This is a genomic window from Cytobacillus sp. S13-E01 (genome assembly GCF_029193815.1).
GTDB lineage: Bacteria > Bacillota > Bacilli > Bacillales > Bacillaceae_L > Bacillus_BV.
Genome location: NZ_JARFVC010000022.1, coordinates 41,416 through 59,894 on the forward strand (window position 1 = coordinate 41,416; position 18,479 = coordinate 59,894).

The 18,479-nt window shown below is 35.3% G+C and carries 26 protein-coding genes and 1 tRNA gene; 10 read left to right on the forward strand and 17 right to left on the reverse strand.

The annotated features are described in order from the left end of the window. Window position 1: 1 nt before the first annotated feature. The 4 genes from galU to PY093_RS13955 all read right to left on the reverse strand — a co-directional run bounded on the left by galU (window position 2) and on the right by PY093_RS13955 (window position 3,677). On the reverse strand, window positions 2-880 hold the full coding sequence (gene galU / locus PY093_RS13940; RefSeq protein WP_275646467.1) for a UTP--glucose-1-phosphate uridylyltransferase GalU: 879 nt from the start codon (window positions 878-880) through the stop codon (window positions 2-4). Window positions 881-894: 14 nt separating this feature from the next. Continuing rightward, the gene (locus PY093_RS13945) at window positions 895-2,721 is read right to left on the reverse strand and encodes a nucleoside-diphosphate sugar epimerase/dehydratase (protein ID WP_275646468.1); all 1,827 of its coding nucleotides are present in this window, start codon (window positions 2,719-2,721) and stop codon (window positions 895-897) included. A gap of 28 nt (window positions 2,722-2,749) precedes the next feature. Further along, window positions 2,750-2,896, reverse strand: coding sequence for a hypothetical protein (locus PY093_RS13950; RefSeq protein WP_275646493.1), 147 nt, complete (start codon window positions 2,894-2,896; stop codon window positions 2,750-2,752). 427 nt (window positions 2,897-3,323) lie between these two features. Continuing rightward, entirely contained in the window at window positions 3,324-3,677 is a 354-nt protein-coding gene (locus PY093_RS13955; RefSeq protein ID WP_275646469.1) for a helix-turn-helix domain-containing protein, read from the reverse strand. 262 nt (window positions 3,678-3,939) lie between these two features. On the opposite strand from PY093_RS13955, the gene PY093_RS13960 reads away from it, so the two are divergent. Both PY093_RS13960 and PY093_RS13965 read left to right on the forward strand, forming a co-directional pair. Continuing rightward, window positions 3,940-4,317 carry a helix-turn-helix domain-containing protein gene (locus PY093_RS13960; protein ID WP_275646470.1) on the forward strand — a complete coding sequence of 126 codons (378 nt, stop codon included), beginning with the start codon at window positions 3,940-3,942 and terminating at the stop codon, window positions 4,315-4,317. 266 nt (window positions 4,318-4,583) lie between these two features. Next, the gene (locus PY093_RS13965; RefSeq protein WP_275646471.1) at window positions 4,584-5,147 is read left to right on the forward strand and encodes a sortase; all 564 of its coding nucleotides are present in this window, start codon (window positions 4,584-4,586) and stop codon (window positions 5,145-5,147) included. A gap of 187 nt (window positions 5,148-5,334) precedes the next feature. On the opposite strand, the gene PY093_RS13970 is transcribed toward PY093_RS13965, so the two are convergent. Then, a complete protein-coding gene (locus PY093_RS13970; RefSeq protein ID WP_275646472.1) occupies window positions 5,335-5,946 on the reverse strand; it encodes a hypothetical protein in 612 nt (203 codons plus the stop codon). 225 nt (window positions 5,947-6,171) lie between these two features. Between PY093_RS13970 and PY093_RS13975 the strand changes: the two genes are divergently transcribed. Beyond that, window positions 6,172-6,489, forward strand: a complete 318-nt coding sequence (locus tag PY093_RS13975) for a DUF3889 domain-containing protein (protein WP_275646491.1) — start codon at window positions 6,172-6,174, stop codon at window positions 6,487-6,489. A gap of 750 nt (window positions 6,490-7,239) precedes the next feature. Here the strand turns inward: PY093_RS13975 and PY093_RS13980 are convergent. The 10 genes from PY093_RS13980 to PY093_RS14025 all read right to left on the reverse strand — a co-directional run bounded on the left by PY093_RS13980 (window position 7,240) and on the right by PY093_RS14025 (window position 12,966). Continuing rightward, window positions 7,240-7,443, reverse strand: a complete 204-nt coding sequence (locus PY093_RS13980) for a YqzE family protein (RefSeq protein ID WP_275646473.1) — start codon at window positions 7,441-7,443, stop codon at window positions 7,240-7,242. 28 nt (window positions 7,444-7,471) lie between these two features. Next, a complete protein-coding gene (locus PY093_RS13985) occupies window positions 7,472-7,987 on the reverse strand; it encodes a shikimate kinase (protein WP_275646474.1) in 516 nt (171 codons plus the stop codon). 119 nt (window positions 7,988-8,106) lie between these two features. Continuing rightward, a complete protein-coding gene (comGG, locus tag PY093_RS13990) occupies window positions 8,107-8,487 on the reverse strand; it encodes a competence type IV pilus minor pilin ComGG (RefSeq protein ID WP_345774242.1) in 381 nt (126 codons plus the stop codon). 1 nt (window position 8,488) lies between these two features. Continuing rightward, window positions 8,489-8,923, reverse strand: a complete 435-nt coding sequence (gene comGF / locus PY093_RS13995; RefSeq protein WP_275646475.1) for a competence type IV pilus minor pilin ComGF — start codon at window positions 8,921-8,923, stop codon at window positions 8,489-8,491. After that, entirely contained in the window at window positions 8,902-9,243 is a 342-nt protein-coding gene (locus PY093_RS14000) for a type II secretion system protein (protein WP_275646476.1), read from the reverse strand. The genes comGF and PY093_RS14000 overlap by 22 nt, the downstream gene beginning before the upstream one ends. Further along, window positions 9,227-9,682: a competence type IV pilus minor pilin ComGD gene (comGD, locus tag PY093_RS14005; RefSeq protein ID WP_275646477.1), complete on the reverse strand. Its 456-nt coding sequence runs from the start codon at window positions 9,680-9,682 to the stop codon at window positions 9,227-9,229. The genes PY093_RS14000 and comGD overlap by 17 nt, the downstream gene beginning before the upstream one ends. Before the next feature lies 1 nt (window position 9,683). Then, complete coding sequence (gene comGC / locus PY093_RS14010; protein WP_275646478.1) at window positions 9,684-10,001, reverse strand: competence type IV pilus major pilin ComGC; 318 nt, start codon at window positions 9,999-10,001, stop codon at window positions 9,684-9,686. 17 nt (window positions 10,002-10,018) lie between these two features. Then, on the reverse strand, window positions 10,019-11,047 hold the full coding sequence (comGB, locus tag PY093_RS14015) for a competence type IV pilus assembly protein ComGB (RefSeq protein ID WP_275646479.1): 1,029 nt from the start codon (window positions 11,045-11,047) through the stop codon (window positions 10,019-10,021). After that, a complete protein-coding gene (gene comGA, locus PY093_RS14020) occupies window positions 11,037-12,104 on the reverse strand; it encodes a competence type IV pilus ATPase ComGA (protein ID WP_275646480.1) in 1,068 nt (355 codons plus the stop codon). The genes comGB and comGA overlap by 11 nt, the downstream gene beginning before the upstream one ends. A 187-nt stretch (window positions 12,105-12,291) precedes the next feature. After that, entirely contained in the window at window positions 12,292-12,966 is a 675-nt protein-coding gene (locus PY093_RS14025) for a DUF421 domain-containing protein (RefSeq protein WP_275646481.1), read from the reverse strand. A 165-nt stretch (window positions 12,967-13,131) separates the two neighbouring features. Between PY093_RS14025 and PY093_RS14030 the strand changes: the two genes are divergently transcribed. From PY093_RS14030 to PY093_RS14040, 3 genes are all read left to right on the forward strand, one after another. After that, a tRNA-Gln gene (locus PY093_RS14030) sits at window positions 13,132-13,203 on the forward strand. A 236-nt stretch (window positions 13,204-13,439) separates the two neighbouring features. Further along, a complete protein-coding gene (locus PY093_RS14035; RefSeq protein ID WP_275646482.1) occupies window positions 13,440-14,150 on the forward strand; it encodes a helix-turn-helix transcriptional regulator in 711 nt (236 codons plus the stop codon). A 113-nt stretch (window positions 14,151-14,263) separates the two neighbouring features. Then, window positions 14,264-14,503 carry a DUF2626 domain-containing protein gene (locus tag PY093_RS14040; RefSeq protein ID WP_275646483.1) on the forward strand — a complete coding sequence of 80 codons (240 nt, stop codon included), beginning with the start codon at window positions 14,264-14,266 and terminating at the stop codon, window positions 14,501-14,503. A 30-nt stretch (window positions 14,504-14,533) separates the two neighbouring features. Here the strand turns inward: PY093_RS14040 and PY093_RS14045 are convergent, their stop codons facing one another. Both PY093_RS14045 and PY093_RS14050 read right to left on the reverse strand, forming a co-directional pair. Continuing rightward, window positions 14,534-15,649 carry a class I SAM-dependent methyltransferase gene (locus PY093_RS14045; RefSeq protein ID WP_275646484.1) on the reverse strand — a complete coding sequence of 372 codons (1,116 nt, stop codon included), beginning with the start codon at window positions 15,647-15,649 and terminating at the stop codon, window positions 14,534-14,536. A gap of 174 nt (window positions 15,650-15,823) precedes the next feature. Then, entirely contained in the window at window positions 15,824-16,456 is a 633-nt protein-coding gene (locus PY093_RS14050) for an MBL fold metallo-hydrolase (RefSeq protein WP_275646485.1), read from the reverse strand. Between the two features lie 108 nt (window positions 16,457-16,564). Between PY093_RS14050 and PY093_RS14055 the strand changes: the two genes are divergently transcribed. The 4 genes from PY093_RS14055 to tnpB all read left to right on the forward strand — a co-directional run. Next, window positions 16,565-17,071, forward strand: coding sequence for a hypothetical protein (locus PY093_RS14055; RefSeq protein ID WP_275646486.1), 507 nt, complete (start codon window positions 16,565-16,567; stop codon window positions 17,069-17,071). 170 nt (window positions 17,072-17,241) lie between these two features. Then, window positions 17,242-17,412: a DUF2759 domain-containing protein gene (locus PY093_RS14060; protein ID WP_275646487.1), complete on the forward strand. Its 171-nt coding sequence runs from the start codon at window positions 17,242-17,244 to the stop codon at window positions 17,410-17,412. Window positions 17,413-17,838: 426 nt separating this feature from the next. Further along, window positions 17,839-18,165, forward strand: coding sequence for an IS66 family insertion sequence element accessory protein TnpA (tnpA, locus tag PY093_RS14065; protein WP_275646488.1), 327 nt, complete (start codon window positions 17,839-17,841; stop codon window positions 18,163-18,165). Beyond that, a partial coding sequence (tnpB, locus tag PY093_RS14070) for an IS66 family insertion sequence element accessory protein TnpB (protein ID WP_275646489.1) occupies window positions 18,159-18,479 on the forward strand: 321 nt, incomplete at its 3' end. The genes tnpA and tnpB, both read left to right, overlap by 7 nt.

An 18,479-nucleotide genomic window follows, 5' to 3' on the forward strand; every position in this document is an offset into this window, starting at 1 on the left:
ATTATTTAACTAGCTCTTTGTCTAATACATTTTTAAAATACTCTAGTAGATCTGGTCTTAAGTCATCACGTTTTAGTGCAAATTCAAGTGTTGTCTGAATAAACCCCATTTTCTCCCCAACATCATAACGTGTACCTTCAAAATCATACGCATAAACTGCTTCAAATTGATTTAATCCTGCAATGGCGTCAGTAAGTTGAATTTCTCCACCAGCACCTGGTTTCTGATTCTCTAGAATTTCAAAGATTCTTGGGTTAAGAATATAGCGACCCATAATTGCTAGATTCGAAGGTGCATCGTCTTGCTTTGGTTTTTCAACTAAATTGTTAACACTATAGAAGCGATCGCCAATTTGATTTCCATCAACAATACCATACCTGGAAACTTCTTTATCAGGAACTGTTTGCACTCCTAGAATCGAAGCATTGTAGCGTTCATACTGCTCAATCATTTGTCTTAAACAAGGTTTTGCGGCATCAACAATATCGTCACCTAAAAGAACTGCAAAGGGTTCATTACCAATAAATTTTCGAGCACACCAAATGGCATGGCCTAATCCTTTTGGTTCTTTTTGACGGATGTAGTGGATATCAACTAGTTTTGATGTTTTCTGGACTTCATCTAATAGTTCGAATTTACCTTTTTCAAATAGATTTTGCTCGAGTTCAAAGGAATGGTCGAAGTGATCTTCAATTGCTCGTTTTCCTTTTCCTGTAACGATGATAATGTCTTCAATACCTGACTCAATGGCTTCTTCTATAATATATTGAATCGTTGGCTTATCTACGATTGGTAGCATTTCTTTTGGCATTGCCTTTGTTGCTGGCAGGAATCTCGTTCCAAGTCCTGCTGCTGGGATAATTGCTTTTCTTACTTTCATTGTTTTAGCTCCTTTTAACCTGAGATTGATAGTAGACGCTCCGGGACAAGGGTTCGATTGGCTAAATTTAGTAGTTCATCCCTTAATTCTTCTTTATCTAGTTTTAAATAAGTAGAAATAAGTTCTTCAATTTCTGATATATAGAGATGTGCTGTTTTGCCGACATAGATCTTGGGATAGACCTGCTGATCGTGCACTTCATCATCTTTTAATAATTCTTCGAAAAGTTTTTCACCAGGTCTCATCCCGGTGAATTCGACTCCAATTTCATCAATTGAATTACCTGATAGCTTGATAAGGTTTTTTGCTAAATCTACTATTTTTACTGGTTCACCCATATCTAGTACGAAGATTTCGCCACCTTTCGCTAAAGAACCCGCTTGGATCACTAATCTTGAAGCTTCTGGTATCGTCATAAAATAGCGAACCATATCAGGATGGGTTACTGTTACAGGACCACCTTTTTCAATTTGCTTTTTGAAAAGTGGAATGACGCTACCCCGACTTCCAAGGACATTACCAAAACGAACAGCGACAAACTTTGTATTGCTCTTTTTATCCATGTCTTGAATGATCATTTCTGCAAGCCTTTTCGTTGCCCCCATGACACTTGTTGGGTTGACTGCTTTATCAGTAGAAACCATCACGAAGGTATCAACACCGTGCCAACTCGCAGCATTTGCAACGTTTCTAGTTCCAATTAAATTATTTTTCACAGCCACCTCTGGATTCCGCTCCATTAACGGAACATGCTTGTGAGCTGCTGCGTGGTAAACAACATTTGGTTGATATCTACTCATGACTTTCATCATTTGCTTTTCATCCTGTAGCTCTGCAATTTCGGTAAAAAACTCTATTTCAGATAAGCGGTAGGTCTCTTTCAATTCCATTTCAATTGTATAAATGCTGTTTTCACCATGACCTAATAAAATTAGCTGTCTCGGATTGAACTTTGAAATCTGTCTACAAATCTCTGAACCGATTGATCCACCAGCACCGGTTACTAGGACAACTTTATCTGTTACATATTCTGATATACTTTCAATATCAAGGGCAACTTGTTCTCTTCCTAGTAGATCTTCGACTTGTACATCTTTCAATTGATTAACTGAAACTTTTCCAGTTACCAAATCCTCTAACATTGGGAGTATTTGTGTTTTTGCATTTGTTTTCGCACATTCCTGGAAGATTACATTTAATTCTCTTTTACTTAATGAAGGTATTGCGATGATGATGTTTTCAATTTCTAATTCCGTTACCGTGCCCTCTATTTGGTCAACTCCACCCAGTACTGGAATACCCAAAATATCAAGGTTTTGTTTTTTTACATTATCGTCAATAAAGGCAACAGGATGTAAGTCACCCTCATTGTTTTTTAATAATTGTCTCGCAACCATCCGTCCGGCAGAACCAGCACCGATAATTAGTGTTCGCTTCTTATTTTCAGCTTCTTTAATAATTGAGTTTCTAAATAATCTCCAAAAGAAGCGTGAACCACCTATTAATAACATGTGCAGCATCCATGTGACTGCTAGAAGACGAAAGTGAATTTGTTGAACTAAGATTAACTGCACGATCGCGGCAGTTGAAATCGATAAAGTAACAACCTTAAGAACAATTAATAATTCCCCAATACTTGCATATTCCCAGGCTTTTTTATAAAGCTTAAATTTTAAAGAGAAAAAATGATGGCTAAGTAGAATAACAGTAGAAGTAATGACAATTGGTAGTGTAATCACATATATGTCAGCATTGACTAGAAAACTACTAAAGAAGATAGCCGTTAAGACAATACATGAATCAATCATGATAAAAAAAGATAATCGTTGACGGTAGGTCATACCTTTCCCCCTTTCAATACGCATTTTCCTACTCGAGAGTTAACGATCTTCTTTCAATGGCATACTCAATTAGTTTTTTTATATCTTCTAGTTGTTCTTTTGTTGCATCTTGGTTGATATACCTTACTGCTTTTTTAATTGATTTCGGAAATTTATCAAAATCTTTCATTAACAACTTACATCTCCTCAATGGTTATTTTGAACATTAAAGTTCTTAGTTATATGGTCTATGTGTTAAACCATATAATTAAAAACATTAATAAAAATATGGGCATTTAACCCACCCTCACACCACACTTCTGACAACAAACGCGTCTAAGGTACTATTTCAACCCACAGCATGACCGAGTGCCTCCATAGATAATGGCAAGGAGACATCACCAAAACTTTATTTAAAGTACAATTGATTCTTAATAAAGAACATTTTAAATAAAAAATTTTGTCGTTGAACATTCAATCAATTCGTTTTAAAGAACAAATAAGTAAAAAATATAAATAAATAACTTTATTGTTCAATCTGGAAAACTATCTACACATAGTTTAGTTCTGTATTAAGAACATGTCAATACCTTTTTTCACATTTATTTCACTTCAATCGGTTCTTATGAACTATAGTTTTTCATCTTCCCAAGCGTACTTGCTAGGTCTTTTAACTCTTCGATCGATATGTTTTTTTGTTTCATCTCTTCAGCTAAGTATCGAATCTCTAGGTCTAATGAATTAGGATCTAGCTCGTTAACAGTTGATTTCTGTTCACCGAAAAAATAGGAAATCTCAATATCAAAATAGTTAGAGAGGTTTTCAAGGAAGTCAATTGCTGGTTTACGGCTACCACGTTCAATTTTTGATAAGTTACTGTAATTAAATTGGATTGCTTCTCCCAATTCTTTTAATGTCATACCATGTTCAATTCGTAGTTCTTTTATTCTGTCACCTATGTGCTTCACCTGTATCATTTCACCTCTTATGTATTGAACTCATAGAACATTTTGTTCTTTATAAAGAATTTTGTTGTTACTATATCATAGGATGTCAAAGTGAACAATATAAAAATGGAATTTTTTGATAAAAAGTTTTTCGATATTTTATTTAATTTGTTCTTTCAAAAGAACAATATATTCTGTATAATGAATTTATAGTAGTAAACTATGTTTATATACGCTTTATAGGAAAGGTTTAAGAATAGAAGTGAAATTCTTGTAGAACAAGGAGAAACCTATGGTTGGAGATCGCATAAAAAGGTTGCGTCAGCACAAAGGATACTCCATAACTGAGCTAGCTGAAATGGCTGGAGTGTCCAAGTCTTATTTAAGCTATATCGAACGTAATCTCCAAAATAATCCTTCATTACAGTTTTTAGTAAAAATAGCAGCACCACTTGAAACATCTGTTGAATACATAATCGGCCAGAGTATTGATGCTAAAAAAGCGGAACCTGGAGTAGATATTTTGGATGAGGAATGGAAGTCAATTATCCAAAAGGCAATTAATGATGGTATGAGTAAGGACGATTTTCGCGAGTATCGAGATTTTATTCGATTTAGGCATTGGAAAAAAAGTAGACCCGAATTTGATGATTGGAATAATGGGGGATAAGGTGAATATTTTTTAGCCAATTCAGAATTTATATGTGAAAGCATAAAATTTTGTACCTAGTTTAAGGTGTCTAGCGCAAGGCGCAATCGGACCTGAGGTCATAAACCGATAGGCGGGCGCCCTGCGCTTTTCTTATAATAGGGAAGTCGAAAATGGAGTTGTCGAACAGGTGGGGACTCTTATTAACGAAAGCTAGAGATTTAGAATATCACCAGTTACGTTTTTAAACTATCAAAAGGGAATTCTCTCAAAGATAAAGGAGATATATGATTAAACGTTACACGATTTTATTCACTTTTGTAATAATTCTGTTAGGTTGTATCGGAAGTTTTAAATATATTCACAGTGTACAGGCACAGGCTAACAGCCTTTCGGATGCATATAAGGTACTGAAAAATCGCTCCCTAAAAATAAACTTCGCTCCGAATAAAGGTGATGCCATTGGTATATTAGCAATACCTAGTTTAAACTCAGAGCTACCAATCGTTGAAACGAATGAAAAAGTAGAGCGTGGGGTTAGCCATTACATCGGTTCAGCTCTTCCTGATGAAGATAATCAAATGGTTTTATTAGGCCAAGATTATCCTGTTTTTAAACGAATTAACGAACTTAAAGCTGGTGATAATTTGGTGGTTAGCCTTCCTTATGGCAGTTTTACGTACAATATAGAAAGAATTGAAGTTGTTGAAGCTAATAATACTTCCATGTTGAAATCGACTTCTACACAAGAATTACTCGTGTTGGCAACGAACTATCTAAATGATCCTAAACAATATGTTATCTATGCAACACGTAAGAAAAGCGCGGGGCGCCCGCCTATCGGCTTATGACCTCAGGTCCGATGGCGCCTGGAGCTAGACACCAAAACCAGGTAAAATTTTTATACTTACCTTTTAAAGAAAAGCGCAAGGCGCACCCGGATCTAGATACTAAAACTAGGTATAAATTTTTACACTTTCACATATTAATTCTTATTATGAAAAAGCGACCAAATTTGAATCTGGTCGCTTTATTGATTTAATCCTTTTTTTGCGTTGCCGTCATGACTAGTCCACGCTCATTTTCTTCCACCATATACGTTACATTATTTAATGATGATTCAGCATCTAGCATATCTTTATCCGTTTCTAAGATCACTAAGTCATGAACCATTGTATTGATTTGCTCTTCACTGACTTTTTCTTCTTTATTGGTAACTGCAACGAGTAAGAAAAATGACGCAATTGTGTCTTCAAATTGGTGTAATGATTGTGAAAGTTGTTCTGCTTCTACTTCTTTTCGGATCACAGAAAGCTTTGATACTTCGTTTGTTTCTTCATTTACAATTCCTTCTAAAATTACACCTTCTCCAACATCGGTTCTAAATTCGCCATTTGTCACGTTTAATTGTTTAATTTGATAGGAATCTTCTTCCTTCATTTCGTCTTGGGCGCTGTTCCAGTTTTCCTGTAATTCCTCAGGTGTAAAGCCAAGTGTACCCAGCTCTGTTTGCGCCTGAATACGAGCAATACCTTCTTCTTGTATGATTGTTTTTTCGTCTTTTTTGGCTGTTTTTGCTTTTTCTTCTTTATCACCGCCACATCCCATTAAAACAAATGCGCAAATACTAAGTATAAATAGCTTTTTCATACTGGCCTCCTAATGAATTATGACTGTTCACATAGCTTTAATATGTACGAAAGATCATTATTCCATTCCAAAAAATAAAAACTTGTAGTATCAGACAAAGTGTTCGTAACTACAAGTTTCTTCTTTCGGCTGTCATGATTGACCTCATTTTGAATAAATAGGAAAAATATGTAGAAACTAAAGAATGAGGTGATTCCTATTTTTAGAAAAGTATTATTACTAATGATGTTTGTGTCTATTTTTACCAATCATTATACATACGTTTTACAACCCGAAAAGGTTTCAGCCCAATCACAACTTGGGAAGGTTCCTGTAAAATGGGGCAAATTAGCAATGAAGGAAGTTCAGAAAAAGTATCCCGCTGCAAAAATACTGGATTATCAACATATCTGGAGAGAAAAGAAGAAAGATGGAACTGGGCTTGAACGATTTACGTTTTCAATCAAGCAATATGGACGAGAGTATAATGTCCATGTAACAATCGTTTATGATTTGGAAACAAAGACTGTTAAGGACGTGCAGTTTATAGAGATGATGTATTAGTTGTTGTGGGGTGTGAATCAAGGTCCTATTTAGATTTTTAATTCAAAAAAAGAGTAACAAAGTAAATTACTGACGGGTTCCCTTTAAAGGTGCAAAACAGTAAATCACAATGCAAATAGGGTGCGAAATCGTAGTGATTTTCTCACCCTATTTTTTATTGCTTGATCAATGTTTTTTTTGCAATTTAACATATAAAATCGCATGTAAAAATAACTATTTGCGAATAGCAATTCTCTATCTGATAATTGGATTGCTAAATAGATGTAAATTACTATGTTGAATTATGTATAAGATCGGATTATCAGAATTTTGGCTCCATTATAACTAAATGCTGTTTTTACCGTGTTTAAAAAATAAACGGAAAAATTCCGTTTAAATTGGTAAATACGCATATTTTCCAAAAAATAAGGGAAGTTTTCCGTTTATATTATCCAAATCCTTGGATTTTGTCTTATTTAGAACAGTTAATCGGAATATCACCACTTATATCTGCATCTTAAGCCTCTACTATATACATTAGCGGGAAATTCTCCGCCTATGAATTCTTATTCCTACACGAAATTCAACAATGAATAATAACAGAGCCTTGATTTTAAGGACATTATTTATATACCTTAAACACTATAAATTTTTGGGTTTTATTTAGGTTTAACGAAATATAAAAAGCATGGCGAATTGCCACGCCTTTTTTGTAAGTTATATACCCTGTTTTTTCACCTTTTGCATTTCAAAAGGGAACCCGTTAGTAAATTACTTCGTCACTCTTTTCTTTTTACTTTTACTTTTTTTAAAAAACAACTGAAACCCATATGGAATAACACCAAACCAGTGGTTTACAAATGGGGTACGTTCAGTTTTTCGCTGTAATCTCGTTTCTTTCCGCATTTCTTTTGGTTTATCAATATAACTAACAATTTGTTGGGTCATAAATTTGACGTAATCGTTTGGAGACATAAAAACACCACCCACTCTGTTTTTATTCTTATTCTTCCCATTTCCGATTACTTTTAACCAGCTTTACAATTTCATCCACTGTTTCATTAATGGTTTTTGAAGTAGTATCAATCATAATATCTGCTTCCTCATAGAATTTACTCCGACTATTAAATAGTTTTTTGGCACTTTCTAGCTGTTTATGATCAATTAATGGTCTTGCTGTATCATGTTTTAGTCGTTCTAGAATGGTTTCAAGCTCACAGTGTAAATAAACCACGATACCTTGTTTTTTCATCCATTCGCGATTTTCCTCTTGAATGACCAGACCCCCGCCAGTTGTTACAATCACATCAGTAGTTGGTACTTTTCGCAAATATTCTCTTTCATACGTACGGAATGTCGCTTCTCCATCTGCTTCAAAAATGGCTCGGATTTTCTTGCCTACATCTTTTTCAATATACTCATCAGTATCAATAACTTGACAGCCTAAAAATCCTGCGAGTTCTCGACCAATCGTAGTTTTCCCCGCTCCCATAAAGCCTGTTAAATAAATTGCTTTCACCTAAATTGCCCCCATAGTACTTTTGATTATAATACTATATTTTTTGACTGTTGGACAGGTTTATCATTACTAAGCGCTAACCTAACTAGATGCTTAGTTTTAATAGTGATCTGAAAACGCTAATATTTTGTCCAATCCTTTAAAACCTTATCATTCACATCATACATCACCCTAACATTTGATTTTCTGCCATTTAAGGTTTCACAATTTAAAGTGATCAATACCGATTGCTCTGATAAAACTTGCGTTGAATACTTCACCGTACCATTAGGATAATAAAAGTATGCATATGCTATATTCTCTGGTTCTGTTGTTTCCAGTATGCTCACAATATCGTTTATAGCTAAACGTTGAAGGTTGTCGATTTTATACAACTCCTCGATTTCCTTGTAAAATTTCTTCTCTGTGAGATAGGAATTGAGTTGGTGGGTGAATACGATGAAAAACAGGAATGAAATGAGTAATGTCGTTGGTAAAATAAAGCCTTTTTCATTGCTCAGATTATTTCACCTCGATTGGAATGATTGAGGAAATTCGCGCTTTATATTTATCATTTACTTCAATGATAATTCCATTTGACGTCGCTTCATATTTCACACTTTTTACGTTTTGAAGGAGAACTTCATGTCCAGTTCCATTAACTCTTCTTCGAATAACTTGTTGATAAGGTTCATAGCTTACCATTTCTCCATTGTACCTTGCGAATGTGACTATGTTATTTCTCAATGAAATCGTATTTGAACCTTGTGCTTCATACTTAGCTTGTTGGATAAATACTTCCCATTCTAATTGATTAAAGTCCCTTTCACTTTCATTAAACAGAAGCTGTAACATCATAACTAAAAATGTAAGAATGACCAGCATCATAGAAAAGGATAGTAGCATTTCAACTAAAGTAAAACCTTTTTCATTCTTCATTGTCTTGAATACCCACACCTTTTTATCATCCTGTTCCTTTTGTCCTCCCATGAAACACAGGCTGTTACAATCGATGTATCGCTAGTGAAGTCCCATGTAAGTATGAAGCTTGTACCACCTCTAATAATTGTTGAATTCTGCTTCAAACTACGATCTTCCTTGTAGCTTATTAGCTCCTCATATAATAATTGGTTTCCGTTATTTAATGTTTGAATATTATCTCTTTCTTGTTTTAGTAAAATAAGACTCGGAACCAAAGTAAGTATCAGTAATAGCCAAATGGAGAATGAAACAAGCACTTCTAGCATGGTTATCCCACGTTCACACTTTTTTAACATAAAAACGACCTTTCCCAAGCAAAAATGTTACTTGATATACATCTTTTTTATATTTAAAGACCAGTGATCCTGATTTTGATAAATTTCCATTTGCAAGATAAACAACTCCTGGTATTAAATTGGAGTACTCTAACTTAATATCTTTACTAAATTCACGGGATAGAATTTGCCTGCGAGTGGAACCTGCTAAAACTCTATATTGGTGTTCATTCACAGTAAAGTAAACATAAACCGTTTCATTGTGGCTCATTGCATAGGTCTGGGCAAATAATAAATCATTCTCAAACGTTTCAAAAAAATACTCTATTTTTTTAGAATCAAAAATCGGTTTGAATTGGATTAATGTCAACGAAGTTAACGTGGAGATAATTAGGAGTACGAGAAGAACTTCGATGAGGGTAAAACCTTTTTGATTAGGCACTGCCACTGTCTGGTGCATGTTAGCTTTCTTCTACTTTTCCTGTCGTAGGATTAATGATTAATGACTTACCACCAGGACATGACGTTGTTTCAATATAGCCTTCCGTTTTTAGTTGTTCTAAAGTTGGAGCAGTGTATGTTCCATCGGTATTAATATTGTCCGCATCAAGCTCATGTGCCTGTAACTGAGCTTGTACCATCTTAATTAATGCTTCACATCCCCTACTTTTAATAACTGCATTTTGTGAAGCTACATTTGGAATGGTAATCAATAATAAAATTGAAATGATAAACAAAACGATTATCATCTCGATCAGGGTAAAGCCTTTTTGATTCATCCTTTTTCCTCCTAATTTTAAATGGCATTTATAAGCTTAAACATGGGTAACATGATGGTTAGATACATAAATACAATGATGAGCCCTATGCTTGTAAATAAGATGGGTTGGCATATTTTAAGAAAAGATGAGATCTTCCCGTCTAATCTTTCGAGAGTGAATTGGCTGTAGTGGTACAGTTCTTTGTCTAAACTCCCATGTGAATGGCCATGTAAAATGACCAAAGCAAGCTCCTTTTCAAAATAATTCCTACTGCCAATAATCCAATCTAATCGTTCACCTCCTGATAGTTGTTCTTTTATCACAACTGCTTCTTCGCGAAAAAATCGTGAATGATTTTGCTCTTCAAAAGCCGTTATCGATTCATAAATTGATAATCCCCCTTTCAATAAATTACTAAGCTGAACAGAGAAGAAATGGGAGTTTAATAAAACAATTAATCTATTTAGCAATGGGACTTTCATTACTAGTTTCATTTGTATAACTGCTGTGAGGTTCTTAAATTTAAGAAAGTAAAATGTGAGGAGAAAGATGCAGCTACTGATTATCCCATATAGAAGCAGTTTGATAAATGTTGAAAAGTAAGACAATGCGTTGACGAAGAAGGAAGAATCTAAATTCATTGATGTGTACAATTGTTGAAACTGAGGCAAAAGGAATCGTTCAACCAGAATAAACATACAACCAACAAAAAACACAAGGAATAGGGGATAGCGGAGGATCTTTTTAATTTTAGTAAGATATTCAACCCTTCTTTCTAGAATCGCACTGCCTTCTCGTAAAGCAAAGCTTATATCCCCTTGCTTTTGAGCAAAAAATAGATAGGCCAATACATCTTTATGAAACTTGAGATCAACTAATATACTATAAAATGTGTTCCCCTCCTTAAGCTTTACAAGACATTTCTCTAAGTCTTGTTTGCTTTTATCACGCACTTGGAGCTGTAAAAATTCAATTCCTTGTGATAGTGGATAGCCATTTTCAAGCAACTCTCCTAACCTCTTTAAAAATACAGCTTGCTCTTGTATTAGCCATTTATTGTTCATCTTTAAACACCCATCGATCTAGCTCTTCAGGCTGTAAATAGCCAAGTGCAATACCTTTTTTAATAACATCTCGTAGTTTGCGGTAATTATAAACGGAGGATTCTCCCTTCGCCTCCTTCATTACCTCTGAAAGAGCACGCCCATTCAATAGTTCATAAACACTCGCACGGCGTATTTTTCTCATTTTCTTACAATAGGAGGAACACTTCCCCTCACAGAAAGGACATTTTAATTCAACTAAACGTTGAGCTGCGACCGCTATTATAGTTTGTTCAATCTCTTGTAGCGAAACATCAAACTCCAGAAGTCGGTAAATGGCTCCTTTGGCGTCTCTAGTGTGCATCGTTGTAAGCACTAAATGCCCTGTAAGTGCCGCTCTTACAGCAATTTGGGCGGTTTCAGAATCACGGATTTCTCCAACCATAATAATATCGGGATCATGGCGTAGGATTGCCTTTAGACCAATTGCATACGTGATACCTGCTTTTTCATTTACTTGTACCTGCAATACATCTTCGCTTTTTTTCTCAATAGGATCTTCTAGTGTGATGATGTTCCGATTATAGAGTTTTTTCGTGGCACCTAATAGGGAGTAAAGTGTCGTTGTTTTTCCTGAACCTGTAGGTCCGGTAAAGATGATTAAACCATGGGAATGCTTGAGAAGAGATATCAGTTTTTTGGTCGTGTTTGGGAAAAGAGAGAGTTGTGATAATGGGTATAGGGTATCTTGTGGAAGTATTCGGATGACTAAACTTTCATCATATGCTGTGGGTAATGTCGAGAGTCGTAAACTTAATAGATGATTATTTATTACAGTGGATAATGCACCGTTTTGTGGCCTTCGCCTCTCGCCTATATCCATTTCTGCTAAAAATTTAAAATGCGATACGAGTCTTTCACATTTCTCTCTTGGAATGATTTCTTTAGTTATTAAATCATTATCCATTCGAAATTGCACAATTGCATCATGTTTACGGGGAACAAAATGGATGTCAGAGGCACTACTTGCAAATGCGTCCTGCAAAAAACGATCTCCCAATTGTTCTATTGGATTCAATTTTAACCACCTCTTCTTTTATTTAACTGTGTTTACACTTACATATTTCTACAAAGATTGACATATTCCTTTTATTTATTTTAAATTTTTTTTAAACTTGCTACATCGTTCACAATTTGTTCACATTTTCCTTTCCATACTAAAAGAAGCAGGAACATCTACCTGCTTCAAAATACAACTATTCTCCTTACTGTAAGTACTTTGGCGGTGATGTTTCATGCGATTTATCCTCAACCTCTGAAAAAATGTCTTGTTGATTATTACTTTGTGGTTGATTGGTCACATCACCACTTGAGTTAGCCACTGGTTGATTAAATTGAGTAACCAATTTCACATTTGGTAAACGTTTGTTAATCAAATCATGTAGACATTGAAAATCAGTTCGTAATTGCTCTAAATCCTTTTTTGTAGCAGTTTGCATGTCATCTTTTAATGTATAACCTAATTGCCCATTCGGTTCTAATGTAGCCCATTTCACATCCGAAATTTTTGCTACATTTCCTTGCCTTAACTTCATCTCAAGCTGGTCCACTGTTAATCTCATTTTCCTCAGATTTTTTTCATTTAAGGTACCGTCTTCAATTATTATTTTTGATTTCCCGGTAATTAGGCTTTCTATACCATCTGACTTAATTTGCCCGTATTCCATCACAATTAGTGTTACTATTAAAACTCCTCCAACACCAAAAGTAACCCAAATACTTTTTCCAGCAACAGGTTGAATTAATAATGACCCAATTCCAACCATTATAACGGTTTGTGCTAACGTCATTTGTGAGATCGATTTTCGACCTGCAAATCTTAATAATAATGTACCCGCTAAAACAATTAGTACCGCTTTCCATATCCAATCAAACTCCATTTTTCAATACCCCTTTTTGGTAGTTATAAATATAGTCTTTGGAAGTAAATTGTACTATATACCTATTTTTTCTTTTAAAATTCCAAGTATATTTTTAGCACAATTGGCAAATATAATTTATGTACTGCGCTACAAACCTATTTTTTAGCTTGCATAGTATTTCAGTGGGCTATAGCCAAGCGGTAAGGCAACGGACTTTGACTCCGTCATGCGTTGGTTCGAATCCAGCTAGCCCAGTTAAGAAAAGCACCAGGAGCTAGACAACAGAACTAGGTTCCAAAATTTACACTTACATTTCTTTTAAAAGAGCTGACTCCATGTCTGAGTCAGCTCTTTCATGTTTAAGTAGTGAAGATATGTCAATTTCATATAATTAATTGTGAACAATTTAGAACAAACACTACAAACACCTTAAATATGATAGTTGACTGTATTATAATGATACCAATAAGTAGGGGGTAGGGGTGAAATGGATGGAACAAACATTAAAGATAACAAACGTATTATCAGATCCAACTCGTTTTAATATTTATCAATTTGTGACAAAGCGGCACGGTGAAGTTACCGTCCAAGAGATAGCAGATTCGTTTAATATTCATCCGAATGTTGCAAGATTACATCTATCAAAGTTAGAAGATGTAAACATGCTCATTTCGGAAACGAAGAAAACTGGAAAAGGCGGTAGGCCGAGCAGACTATATAAATTATCTGACGATGTTATTGAGCTTCATTTTCCTGCCCGTGATTATAAACTTTTGGCTAGTATTGCAATTCAAACTATGATGAGCCTTGGAAATGTTGGAGAGAAAGCACTCTTTGAAACAGGAAAGAAGTTTGGCGAAGAACTTGTCAAAACACAATTACCACATCAAACAACGTCTCCACTTGAGTTAACATTTGAGCAAAAGCTAAACGTTTTAAAAGAAGCATCGACAATGGCTGGTTTTTATCCTGAATTCAATCACAATATAGATAAGACTAAAATCTTTTTCCAAATTTATAATTGTCCTTTTAAAGAAATAGCTGCTAGACATAATGATATAGTATGTTCTACGCACTTTGCTTTTTTAAAGGGGATGTTTACTGTTTTATTTACAGATGTTGATTTAGTTGAACAAGAAAATATGATGACTGGTTGCAACTCTTGCAGTTATCATGCATTTATCCCTCTAACTTCACAATAGTGGACAATCAACTGTGTGAAGTTATACTTTATCACAAAGTAATATTTACTTTTCATTAAATTGTACATTATAATAGATAAGTGATGGACTAGAGGTGAAAAGGAGGGATACATATGGATCGTATGTTCCGAGTGTTAGGATTCTGGACAGGTATTTTTGCTGTTATGTTTTTCATTGGCGACATGGAGCAAACTGCTTTACTTTTCTTTGGCCAAACAGGATTCTTTATTCTTTTAAGTTATTTGAAATTGTCTGAGCGTATGTATATCTACATTTTTGGCGCATATTTAACTATATTCTTTGCTGCCTTTACTTATTGGACAACATTTATGATGGTTCCAGGGGCTCATTAAAAAAAGCGATGTTTACATCGCTTTTTTTTCTCACCTATTTTTAATTATACTTCTCCAGTCCACACTTACATTTTTCTGCTGGATGATTACATGGAAGGCTGCACTCATACTTCCGTCCATTATAAGTGAACGAAGAGCACGATTTTGTTTACTAACCTCTGAAAAAGGATTTGGATCATGATGATCTTGTAAATAATCTAGGATACCGACTCCAAGCAAGAAATGGTCCTGCCTTAATTTGTTTATAAAGTTCAATCCTGCTTTATCTCCATAGTAAATTAGCGAATCAAAATGAATATGTGTCGTTAAATCCATTTCTCCGGGATGTATTAGCGGATCAGTTTGTAAATTGTGTTGATAATACCCTCGTAAGCTCCCCTTTTTATGCTCAGGCAACATCCATTCTTTATGTGTGTATCCGTAATCAATCGTAAAAACAATTCCCTTGTCCACCCATCCAGCCATTTTTTCTATATGACCTACCATTGCAAGTGGAACCTCAAACCTCTGACCATTACTCAGGTCTATTTGTTGTTCATTAAGGTATCTGATTATGTGACTATTCGTCAGTGGGACTGTCTTTTCTTCTAATAGTTCTCCGGCGTTTAGCCCAACCATTACTTCGTACAAACCATTATTGCGTTTTTCGATCACCTTAACTGGAAAAGCATCGTAAAGTTCGTTTGAAAAAATAATTCCATTAAAACTCCGGTATTGTTTTCTCATCTCATCTAGGCTTTGAAAAAACTCAACACTTGTAGCAGGAAGAATACTTTTTTGCAATGAAAGGTGATACGGGCTACTTTCAATCATGCAATACGTAAGTTTTTTAGTAATAGTAGGAGATAGCTTTTTACATTCTGTTAATACCGCATGTGCAAATCGACCATTCCCTCCGCCGATTTCACATATATAGGGTTTCACTTTTTCCTGTTCAATCAACTTCAAAAAAACCTGAGCGAATAGCTTCCCAAATACATCAGATATGTTACTACTAGTAATAAAATCACCTTGTCTGCCAACCTTTTCTTTCTCTTTCATGTAGTAGCCAAACTCGGGGTCATATAACGCTTTACTTATAAATTCATCATATGTAATATAGCTGTTTTCTGATTGCTTAATATGCTTTTTTAAATAGTCTATCATTTCATCACCTTTGCGAAGTTTCCACTATTGACATAGTATTAACTTTGTTATAACTTTAAATTAGTAGCTTAACTATATTCCCTCCCATTATGATTAAATAGAACATCCCCTGTGAAGAGCCCTTCTCGACATGTTGAGAAAGGCTCTTCTATTTTGCCTTACGCCTTTTGGTTTTTAAAACCCATGTAAAAATGGATTGTCATCCATTTCTGCTTGTATCGTTGTTTCTGGACCATGACCAGATAAAACAACCGTTTCTTCAGGTAAAGTAAGCAGCTTTTTATGTATACTTGAAATCAATTGTTCTGAATTTCCACCAGGTAAATCAGTTCTACCTATACTACCTGCAAAAAGAGCATCACCTGAAAATACAGCCTCTACAGCTTTACAATAGAATGAAACACTACCTGGCGAATGCCCTGGTGTATGGAAAATTTCAAACGTAAATGACCCGACGTCAATTGTACCTTCCTCTTTAATGAGATGATCTGCATCGTTAATGCTAATTTCATTCCCCATAAAAAAACGTGAACCATTTAATGAAGGATCACCAAGCCATTTCTTTTCATTTGTATGAATGTAGACCGGAATATTAAATTTCGTCCTAACATCATCAACTGCCCCTATATGATCAAAGTGAGCGTGTGTTAAAAGCACAGCAATTGGTTTTAATTGCTGACGATTAAGTAGTGAAATCAATTTTTGCGCTTCTCCACCTGGATCAAAAACTACACAATCTTTGTGCTCATTTGATAATATGTACGCATTTGTGGATAATGGACCTAGTGGGATTCGTTGCCATTTCATTATGATTACCTCCATTGCGGATCTTTTCCTTCTATTTTACACTAAGAACAGCTATACGAAAACACTTCTAAAAAGCGAACTATTAAGAGGTTAAATGGAGGACTTATTATGAAAGCAAGATTTGGAGTTGAAATGAGTATTATTAAAGATACACTATCAGGCCCTATTGCAGGTGTCGTCAAGGAAGTTGCTACCATCGCTAACATTATAGATCACGATCAACAAATGCTTATTGTCGGAACTGAAATAGAAGCAAGAACAGTACAGGAATATCTTAATTCAAAAGATCTATTTGAAGATTTATTTGAAATAATTCAGGTTGAAAATCCTGATATGACAGATCAGTTTACTGACTATGGTTTTCGTTCTCTTAGTGATAACGTTTATTTGTTCCGAGAAATGATTGCTGCCTTTTCAATTGAAAAAGGAGATCTAGAACAACTTAAAATGGCCCTTTACCAGATCGAAGAATATCTTATAGGGATAGAATCGGTAAATGAAACAAATTACTATTTAATAGATAGAAACTTTATTGATCTCATCAATGGTTTTGCAAAAGCATATGATATAGAAGTTTCATTTTTTAACCTCGACAAACTTAGTGAAAACGATTAAAATAATAGACGAATGAGTCTGTACACTACATATGCTGTAGATATTTAAAAAATAGGCAATAGTATGAGAATGCTTATAAATTTTAAAATAGCTTCTCGGTCGTCGGAATCATATTCTTAGGTTTGTATCTGACATCTTAAAAACTTCATGAAAAGTAAGGAGGCGTAATAATGGGTCTTGTAATTATTTTCGCATTAGTAACGATATTTTCGGCTTTTGGAATACTTCGCTCTCTACGTTCAAAAAACCTACTCGGGTTACTTTTTGCAACCGGAACTGTAGCTGTTTTCGGTTGGTTCACATTTATGACTGTACTAAAAAGTGGATTTCCTGGAGCATAACAAGAAAAGCGCAGGGCGCCCGCCTATCGGCGCGTCGATTAAAACCCGCCACGTCCTGTGGCGAACATCGACATCAGCACATCCTGTGCAAGTCAAGCATAAGACGAGCCGTCTGGAAGGTTGTTCTTTGACCTTCCAGACGGATTGGCTTATACCATAGAGTCGATGGCGCCCGGAGCTAGACACTAAAACTTGGTACAAATTTTTATACTTTCTTATCTTTTAAGAAAAGCGCTGGGCGCCCGGAGCTAGCCACTAAATTAAGTACAGACTTTTTACTTTTTATACTTTCTTACTTCGTAACAAAAAGCCATCAGATGATGGCTTTTTGTTATTGTTTAGGGTAAGCGTCAAATACAGCCCACATTCTATTAATAGTGAGTCCATGAGATAATCTCCCTAGAAATCATATTGGGAGGTTTTTCTATGACCCTTAAGGAAAAAAGAACAGAATGGAAAGCACGATACGAAGCCTGGAAACAGAGTGGAGAGAGTGTAGTGGATTGGTGCCAACATCAAGAAATTAAAATCCACCAAATGTATTACTGGATACGGCAATTTGAAAGTAACAGCGGTTCTAAACAGACACCCGTTGCGGCACAATGGTTCACTGTTCAGGTTGATGAAGAAGCACCCCCTTCGGGGCAGGGTTCTGTTCTGCTTCATTTTGGTACGATCACAGTTGAGGTACCACCTGGAGCCAACATGGATCTATTATCAGATGTTGTCCATGTGCTTAAAAACCAATGTTAACCAATTCCCAATTTCAAAGGGTTTATCTAGCGCGGGGTAGTACAGATCTTCGCAAATCGATTGATGGGCTAGCTGCCATCGTGAAGGAATGTTTTGAACTTGATCCCTTTTCGCCCAGTCTATTCGTTTTCTGTAATCGGAAGCGAGACAAGTTAAAAATCCTTCATTGGGAAAATAATGGGTTTTGGCTTTATTATCGCCGGCTGGAAAAAGGTACCTTCCATTGGCCATCGGAAAATGATAAGACCCCCAAAAACATCAGCCCTCGCCAATTTCGTTGGTTGCTAGATGGACTATCCATCGAACAAAAGCAA

Coding starts and splice junctions, on each gene's coding strand:
- comGB (WP_275646479.1), bottom strand. CDS start 11,047: ATGAACAATAAATGGCTAATACAAGAGCAAGCTGTATTTTTAAAGAGG.
- PY093_RS14040 (WP_275646483.1), top strand. CDS start 14,264: ATGGATCGTATGTTCCGAGTGTTAGGATTCTGGACAGGTATTTTTGCT.
- PY093_RS13980 (WP_275646473.1), bottom strand. CDS start 7,443: ATGTCTCCAAACGATTACGTCAAATTTATGACCCAACAAATTGTTAGT.
- PY093_RS13955 (WP_275646469.1), bottom strand. CDS start 3,677: ATGATACAGGTGAAGCACATAGGTGACAGAATAAAAGAACTACGAATT.
- PY093_RS14050 (WP_275646485.1), bottom strand. CDS start 16,456: ATGAAATGGCAACGAATCCCACTAGGTCCATTATCCACAAATGCGTAC.
- PY093_RS13945 (WP_275646468.1), bottom strand. CDS start 2,721: ATGACCTACCGTCAACGATTATCTTTTTTTATCATGATTGATTCATGT.
- comGC (WP_275646478.1), bottom strand. CDS start 10,001: ATGAATCAAAAAGGCTTTACCCTGATCGAGATGATAATCGTTTTGTTT.
- PY093_RS13970 (WP_275646472.1), bottom strand. CDS start 5,946: ATGAAAAAGCTATTTATACTTAGTATTTGCGCATTTGTTTTAATGGGA.
- PY093_RS14000 (WP_275646476.1), bottom strand. CDS start 9,243: ATGTTAAAAAAGTGTGAACGTGGGATAACCATGCTAGAAGTGCTTGTT.
- PY093_RS14055 (WP_275646486.1), top strand. CDS start 16,565: ATGAAAGCAAGATTTGGAGTTGAAATGAGTATTATTAAAGATACACTA.
- PY093_RS14025 (WP_275646481.1), bottom strand. CDS start 12,966: ATGGAGTTTGATTGGATATGGAAAGCGGTACTAATTGTTTTAGCGGGT.
- PY093_RS14060 (WP_275646487.1), top strand. CDS start 17,242: ATGGGTCTTGTAATTATTTTCGCATTAGTAACGATATTTTCGGCTTTT.
- galU (WP_275646467.1), bottom strand. CDS start 880: ATGAAAGTAAGAAAAGCAATTATCCCAGCAGCAGGACTTGGAACGAGA.
- tnpA (WP_275646488.1), top strand. CDS start 17,839: ATGACCCTTAAGGAAAAAAGAACAGAATGGAAAGCACGATACGAAGCC.
- PY093_RS14035 (WP_275646482.1), top strand. CDS start 13,440: ATGGAACAAACATTAAAGATAACAAACGTATTATCAGATCCAACTCGT.
- PY093_RS14045 (WP_275646484.1), bottom strand. CDS start 15,649: ATGATAGACTATTTAAAAAAGCATATTAAGCAATCAGAAAACAGCTAT.
- comGD (WP_275646477.1), bottom strand. CDS start 9,682: ATGCACCAGACAGTGGCAGTGCCTAATCAAAAAGGTTTTACCCTCATC.
- PY093_RS13975 (WP_275646491.1), top strand. CDS start 6,172: ATGTTTGTGTCTATTTTTACCAATCATTATACATACGTTTTACAACCC.
- PY093_RS13960 (WP_275646470.1), top strand. CDS start 3,940: ATGGTTGGAGATCGCATAAAAAGGTTGCGTCAGCACAAAGGATACTCC.
- PY093_RS13965 (WP_275646471.1), top strand. CDS start 4,584: ATGATTAAACGTTACACGATTTTATTCACTTTTGTAATAATTCTGTTA.